The 7,036-nt window shown below is 40.2% G+C and carries 6 protein-coding genes and 1 tRNA gene; 2 read left to right on the top strand and 5 right to left on the bottom strand.

The window, feature by feature from the left end; genetic code table 11:
- Positions 1-334: universal stress protein (locus ACR2F3_RS12830; RefSeq protein ID WP_432710372.1), on the bottom strand; the 334-nt coding region annotated here is incomplete at its 3' end.
- A 343-nt stretch (positions 335-677) separates the two neighbouring features.
- Between ACR2F3_RS12830 and ACR2F3_RS12825 the strand changes: the two genes are divergently transcribed.
- Positions 678-751 (top strand) — tRNA-Pro (locus ACR2F3_RS12825).
- A 44-nt stretch (positions 752-795) separates the two neighbouring features.
- Here ACR2F3_RS12825 and ACR2F3_RS12820 read toward each other — a convergent pair.
- From ACR2F3_RS12820 to ACR2F3_RS12805, 4 genes are all read right to left on the bottom strand, one after another.
- A complete protein-coding gene (locus ACR2F3_RS12820) occupies positions 796-2,976 on the bottom strand; it encodes a GH92 family glycosyl hydrolase (RefSeq protein WP_432710371.1) in 2,181 nt (726 codons plus the stop codon).
- A 144-nt stretch (positions 2,977-3,120) separates the two neighbouring features.
- On the bottom strand, positions 3,121-3,411 hold the full coding sequence (locus tag ACR2F3_RS12815; RefSeq protein ID WP_432710370.1) for a hypothetical protein: 291 nt from the start codon (positions 3,409-3,411) through the stop codon (positions 3,121-3,123).
- Between the two features lie 86 nt (positions 3,412-3,497).
- A complete protein-coding gene (brnQ, locus tag ACR2F3_RS12810) occupies positions 3,498-4,796 on the bottom strand; it encodes a branched-chain amino acid transport system II carrier protein (protein ID WP_432710373.1) in 1,299 nt (432 codons plus the stop codon).
- A gap of 192 nt (positions 4,797-4,988) precedes the next feature.
- Positions 4,989-5,810 carry a hypothetical protein gene (locus ACR2F3_RS12805; protein WP_432710369.1) on the bottom strand — a complete coding sequence of 274 codons (822 nt, stop codon included), beginning with the start codon at positions 5,808-5,810 and terminating at the stop codon, positions 4,989-4,991.
- 198 nt (positions 5,811-6,008) lie between these two features.
- Between ACR2F3_RS12805 and ACR2F3_RS12800 the strand changes: the two genes are divergently transcribed.
- Complete coding sequence (locus ACR2F3_RS12800; protein WP_432710368.1) at positions 6,009-6,986, top strand: carboxypeptidase regulatory-like domain-containing protein; 978 nt, start codon at positions 6,009-6,011, stop codon at positions 6,984-6,986.
- The last annotated feature ends 50 nt before the right edge of the window (positions 6,987-7,036 follow it).

Raw genomic sequence — 7,036 nt, 5'->3', positions numbered from 1 at the left:
GTTGTTCTTTTTCTACCAAGGCATTAATCACTTCTACAGCTGATCCGCCATCAGCTACCCATTGAATCGGACGGGAGTCTTCCAACCAGCTATGAACCATTTGTTCTTCCAATTTTTTGGCCATTGTAGCAAGGCGCTCATTCGCTTGATGCTGGACAGTATCATAATCAATAACCGGCAGAGATACCTGGGCGGCCAAAGGTGCTTGTACAGGCACCATAAACGCATTGCACAGCTCCACTTGCCCATCAAAAACATTGGCTATAGCTAATGCGAATTTGGCGGCGTTTACTGAAGGATCGGAAAAATCCGTTGGAACGAGTATTTTTTTCATAAGGGATTATTGTTTTAAGCATTTGCGCGAGTATTAGTAATTTAAAAGCTACAAGTTTATTGCCATGCTATTGGAAGGTTAAAATATTAACAAAAACAAATAACACCGGGTATTGATTTGAAGTTAATATTAATTTTAATGGATGAAAATGATTCAAATCACCTTAGCAAGCCGTTGTTTGCGCCTTCTGGCTGATGAAAAAATTTTTATGAATTTTTTTCTGCCTGAAATAGAATACTTTAGCGAAAAAGGCCGAATAAATATGCACAGGATGCTTTTTATGTCGCGAATTTCTCTACATTTGCACCACAGCATCGGAAAAGATACTGACCGATACCAAGTTCGGGGTGTAGCGTAGCCCGGTATCGCGCCTGCTTTGGGAGCAGCAGGTCGTAGGTTCGAATCCTGCCACCCCGACTACAAAAAACCTCTGGATCATTTGACCCAGAGGTTTTTTTGTTTTACCTCGTGATAATTTCGATGTCGCCCCCATTTAAGAACACGTCGTGCGATACAAAATACCCGTCAATTTTCTTTCCGTTTACTTTAATGGAAGTAATTGCCCGACCTTTTCCAGGCTTGGAAATGGTAACCATTTTACCATTGCTGGCCCGCCATTTAACTTCGTCAAAAAGTGGCGCTGTAACAATATATTCCGCATCCGTTGCCGAGAAAGGGTATAATCCAATTGCGCTGAACACATACCAGGAAGACATCTCGCCTGCATCATCCATTCCACTAAGTGCTAAACCATCTTCACCGATGCCATATAAATTATTCAAGATGGTGTCTAGTATCTTCTGCGACTTCTCTGGTTTGCCAATGAAGTGATAAGAAAAAGGCGCCTCATGATCTGGCTGATTACCGTGACAATACTGGCCAATCATAGTCTCCACATTTCTGGCAATATGTTTAGGATTCCATGGCACGGTAAACAGCGAATCTAACTTAGCTTCGAAACCTTTTTCTCCCCCGTACAAGGCAATTAGACCCTTCATATCATGGGGTGCAAAGAATGATACCTGCCATGCATTAGCTTCCCTGTACATGTATTCATAATAAGGATACTGAGGATCGAAGTTTTTAATCCAGTCGCCATTTTTCAACTTGCCCCTCATAAACCTGGTCCCCGGATCAAACATGTTTTTATAATTTTTTGATCTCGCCATAAGGATGCGGTAATTTGCCGTATCACCCAACTTTTTCGCCATCTGGGCGAGGGAATAATCATCATAGGCATACTCCAGGGTTTTAGATACCCCCGCGGTTCCCTTCGTTTCCACATGCGGATTGGCGATATCAAGTTCAGCGATATAGCCCTTTTCAATGTATTCGGTAATATGTGGACGGGCACCATTTGGTAAATTAGCATTTCTTAGCAGCAATTGGTAGGTTGCTTTTACATCGAAGTCATCAATTCCCCTCAGGTAGGCACCTGTGATGGAAGAGGCACCATGATCGCCATGGAAAAAGGTAGGTATGAAACCCGTTTTCTCCCCCACATCCTTCATCGATTTAATGACGTTGAGGGTAACATCTGGCGAAATCATGCCTAAGAGCACATCTTTGTTCCGGTAGGTGTCCCACAAGGAAGGCTCCGTATAATAATTGAAATCTGCTTTGGCCAGGTTATTTTTTGCATCTGTAAATTGACCATTCACATCACTTCTTAACGCTGGCCATAAAAATGAACGGTATAAGCTGGAGTATAACATCTGCTTCTGTTTCTCCGTTCCGCCCTTCACCTGGATGGTTGATAATAAGGTTTCCCACTTTTGCGTGCCTTCGGCAACCACGTCGGAGAAAGATTTGCCTCCTATTTCCGCTTGAAGGTTTTGTTTAGCATTCTCGATACTCACGAACGACAAGCCTATTTTAAGTTCTACAGGTCCTTTGGTACCGTCAGCAAGGTGAATCATGGCATAACCGTTAGGTTTACCTTTTTCTGGTATGTCTAGGCTTTTAATGTTAGTGTTCAGTTGGGCATAGAAATAAATCTTTTCGCCAGTCTGCTGGTAGCCCTGCAATACCGAAGCACCAACCTGTTCGATACACCAGTTGGAGACTTTGTTGTTGGCTTTCGCCAGGTCAAAGAGAATTTGTCGTGCTTTATTATTCTTGTACTCGTACTTATGGTAACCCGCTCTTAAGGTGGACGTCAAGCTTACATTTACATTATAATCGTCGAGATAGACCTGGTAGAATCCTGGTGCGGCACTTTCTCTTTGATGAGAAAATGTTGATCCGAATTTAGTGTCTTTGTTTAAAGCAGACAGGTTCTTTCCCGGATTGGAAACAGGGAGTATTGGTAGGTTACAAAGGTTCCAGTGGCCTTTATTCGTATGGGTAAATCCATAAATAACGGTGTCTTCGTATTCGTAGCCTGCACCAGAACCATATTCTGTCATCGGACTCAGTTGAACCATTGCATTAGGCATAGAACTACCGGGAAATGTCAAACCCGCCCATGATCTCCACCCTTCAGGCAACTCATAGCCAAGGATTTTGGGGTCAGTAAGTGGTGCTGTACCAATAAAAGTATTCACATATTTAGTAAAAACTGGTGTCTGACTTTTACCTGCAGTTGATCCAAACACCATTATAGCCATTAAACTAATAACGTTTCGTAGTTGACATCTCATATCCTTAAAAAGTTGATTTAGTAAAATAGCACAATATCAACGATTTTTGGAACAATGCGTTTGTAACATTCTCGACTTTTAACGTGATGCCAGCATTTCGTTTATGACAGGTAGAGCAAAAAATAGATTACAAAGTTATTTAGCTTAATCATTATCATCGATGCCGCGATTTTTGGTGTTATCATTTTCATTACCCAAATCCATATCTAGTTGCGACTCATCGCCATCGTATCCAATCAACGTATCCTCTGGCGCGATTTGGTATCCATCATCGGTATTTCTGCTTTCGCTTACCGCATTAGTAGTACCTGCATAGCCGGTGTCATTTTGCATTTCCGCATCCGGATTGTTAGCACTATTGTTTCTCCCAATATCGCCTTGGGCATTATTCGCACGGTTCAAGTCTTTTTTGTCTTTCTGTTGGTTTGTTTCCATGATGTTTACGTTTATAGTTTTTTATTAGCATAACGCTTAATAAATAATTAGTGTTTAGGCGTAAACTACGTGATTGACCGGGTGGACTACCTCTTTTCTCTTCGTCTCTCTACCAAAAACAACAGTATAAAAAGAACAAAAGATGGCACAACCCAGGCTAAGTCATAAGTGGCGAGTGGAATCTTTTTGATGAATTGGTTTAAAGCAGGGGTAGAAAAGCCAAAACTATTTATTAGCCCTACAAATGAAATTAATGATGTTGCCAATAAAGCACCCATATAAGGCCCGGTTGTTTTAATAATCCTACCAAAGAAAACAACATATAGAACAAGCGTAATCACTATGGGATAAATGAAGGACAGAAAGGGATAAGCATAGGTGATGATATTATCTACGCCTGTAATGGATAAAACACAAGACACTACACAACAAGCGATCACAATGGTTCTATAACCAACTTTATGATTTACTAATTCGCTAAAGAAAGACCCTACTGCACTTGTTAGTGCAACAGCGGTGGTTAAACACGCCAGGGCGATACATACGGCCATGGCGTAAGTTCCGTTAACACCAAGGTGGCTAATGGAGATTTGCAAGAGCAAGGGTGCCCTTTTTGTATTTACAGACCATTCGTTGCCCGAAGTAGCACCCAAATAGACAAGACCACCATAAATAAAAAGCAAAAATAAAGCTGCAAGTAAACCTGCAGCAATAACGATTTCGTTTTTCTGCCTTGTGGTGTGATACCCCTTCAGTTTAGCAGCGGAGACAATTATACCAGCGAAAATTACGGAAGCTAAAACATCTAAGGTCTGATACCCTTCCTGAAAACCGACTAAAAAGGAATCGATGTTCGTATATCGGGTTACAAAATGATCATCTGTTGAATTGATTAGTCCCATCACGATTAAGCCAAGGAGAATGAGAATCAAAAATGGCGTTAAATAATTGCCAATAAGGTCTACCACTTTGGAAGAAGATAGCGCAAAAAAGCCTGTCACAATAAAAAAAATAATGGAAGCTATTATAGGACTGAAGTTGGGGAAATGAGGCAGAATTCCAATCTCAAACGTAGTTGCAGCAGTACGAGGAATAGCGATAAGGGGTCCTATTCCTAACATGATGACGATACCTAGTACAACACCGACATTTTTATTGACACGTTTGCCCAAGTCAGTAAAGTTATCACCAGAAAGGACTACAGAAATGATGCCCAGAAATGGAAGAATAACAGTTGTAATCATGAAGCCAATGGTGGTCCACACCCAGGAGTCTGAGACCTGTAACCCAATAAATGGTGGAAGTAGTAAGTTGCCTGCACCAAAGAACATGGCAAATAGGGCAAAGCCTATAGTGATAATATGATTTATCCTTTTATCTTTCATCAACGGAAACAATATTTGTTTAAAACCGTAAACATAGTAAATTATCGTAACCTTCTTGTCCGCTACAGCAATTGAATATTAATATAGCTGTTGTTTAGTCCCCCATAGACAGCATATTTGGCAATTAGGTAGCGTACAATTATTCCATGTTTTGATGAAGGAAGGGCTTGTAGATACTGAGGATATATACGTCTACTTGGCCATCACAAAATTGCCGAAATAAACCTTAGCGCCGTGATCGTAAGAAAAAGGTGCCGTGATGTAGAAATACTTCGTTGCTGCTGGTTTAAACATCTTTGTGTCTAACACTTTCGCCTTATCTACATATACCCTTAAATTTTCGCCTTCAACAGAGATGGCCACGTGTATCAAGGAATTTGAATTGCTCGCAAATGGATAGTCTAAAGTGCTATATGCATCTGTATCACTGCTGGCATTAGTAACCTTTTGATTATGAAAGTGTAGCTGCGTATTGGTAATTGCGTTTCCATTATGACCGTCATATATTCCATTTTTAGATGAGTTGTCTCGGGCGAAGCCAAAAGATAAGGGACCAATATCAGATGTCTCTGCACTTCTGGTAAGTAAATCAAATTCAACAGTAAAATTTACAGGATTGTTAATAAGACTGTCTATTTTGTAAGTAGTCTTTTCTGTCAAGGCCAGCCAATTTCCAGGCATGCCGGAAACAGCAGTTATACTACCAGATCCGTTTGACTTCCATTTTTTTGGCATACGACCTTTTGAGTCATATTTAAAATCAGATTCAAAGATGATATTTGTGCCTGGCGTGAATGAAAAATCTTCCTCCAATACAGGTCTATTCGTCCTAGAATCTTCAATAGTGCCCTTATTGTTGGCAGAAGATTTTTTTCTACTAAGAACATCGTCAACTTTTTGATTTGCCTTTGTTTCAAGTTTTTGTTGAACTTTTTTCCAAATCTGGGCATGCAATGATGAAACCTGCACAAACATAGTGAGAAGAATTGTGGCAGTTAAGTGTTTAATGGTCATAACGTTAATTTAGTTTATCAAAAATAACCTTTAAATATAAAGATTGGTGATTTAAATAAAAAAATACCTAATAACCATTAGTCTTTTGCATTCTGATAGAACATTTTAATTGTAACAAATAAAATTCACAAGGATCATTAACTGAATGATTCTTTCCATTATCTTGCAAGAAAAAACAATCTACCTTACGCATCTTTCATGAATCGCTCTTTAAAACTCGCTCTCTTCCAAGTATTCCTGATGACCTTTACGTTTTCTGTTGCAAACGCACAAAAATCAACACCAATAACCGTCAGTTCCACAGGTACAATTATAGGAATCGTTATCGATTCCGCCACAAAAAGACCAATTGGTTATATGACTATTGCTTTGAAAAAGGATAATGAAGTCTTGAAAACCCAGGTGACTGAGGATTCAGGTGATTTTAAATTTGATCTGTTATTACCAGGCAAGTATAAAATTACAGCTATTGCTATTGGCTATCATTCTAAAAATGTTGACACAGAAATAACAGGTTCAAATACGATCGATTTAGGTGAAATCAGTGTTTCCTCACAAACAAACAACCTGCAAGAAGTGGCTATTTCTGGTGATCGCCCAATTATAAAACAGGAGGTTGATCGGATTTCCTACGATATCCAGGCAGATCCGGAAAGTAAAGTACTCACAGTTTTGGACATGATGCGTAAAGTGCCCTTATTGTCTTTAGATGCAGATGACAATATCAAATTGAAAGGGAGTGGTAATTATAAGATCCTGATTAATGGAAAACCTTCCAGTATGGTGGTAAGGAGCCCTAAAGATGTGCTGAAGAGCATGCCGGCATCGTCAATCCAGAAAATAGAAGTAATAACAACACCACCATCAAAATACGACAGCGAGGGTTTATCTGGTATAATTAATATCATTACCACCAAGAAAATCGACAACGGTTATAACGGCAGTTTGACACTTAGGGCTGCGATACGCTTAACGATGTTATCACGGTCACAGAGGAAGGTGGTACCGAACTCTTCCTGGAAACGCTTTGCGGAGAGGATGTTTCTCTTTGCATTGGTTCCCACGGACACGATCTCGATGTTGAACCAGGTATTCTTTCTGATCTGCTCTGCCAGTTCTCGCTCCGTTACCGGGGTCTGTGCAGATACATGGTACAGACCATACTTACTGCCATGAGCGGCAACCACACGGTAGATGTATTCGATGGCATCCGCTGCGTAGAGCAT

Source organism: Pedobacter sp., from assembly GCF_045627485.1.
In the GTDB taxonomy this organism is placed as follows: domain Bacteria; phylum Bacteroidota; class Bacteroidia; order Sphingobacteriales; family Sphingobacteriaceae; genus Pedobacter.
Note: the sequence above shows the minus strand (reverse complement) of the source record. Positions and strands in the feature narration are given on the sequence as shown.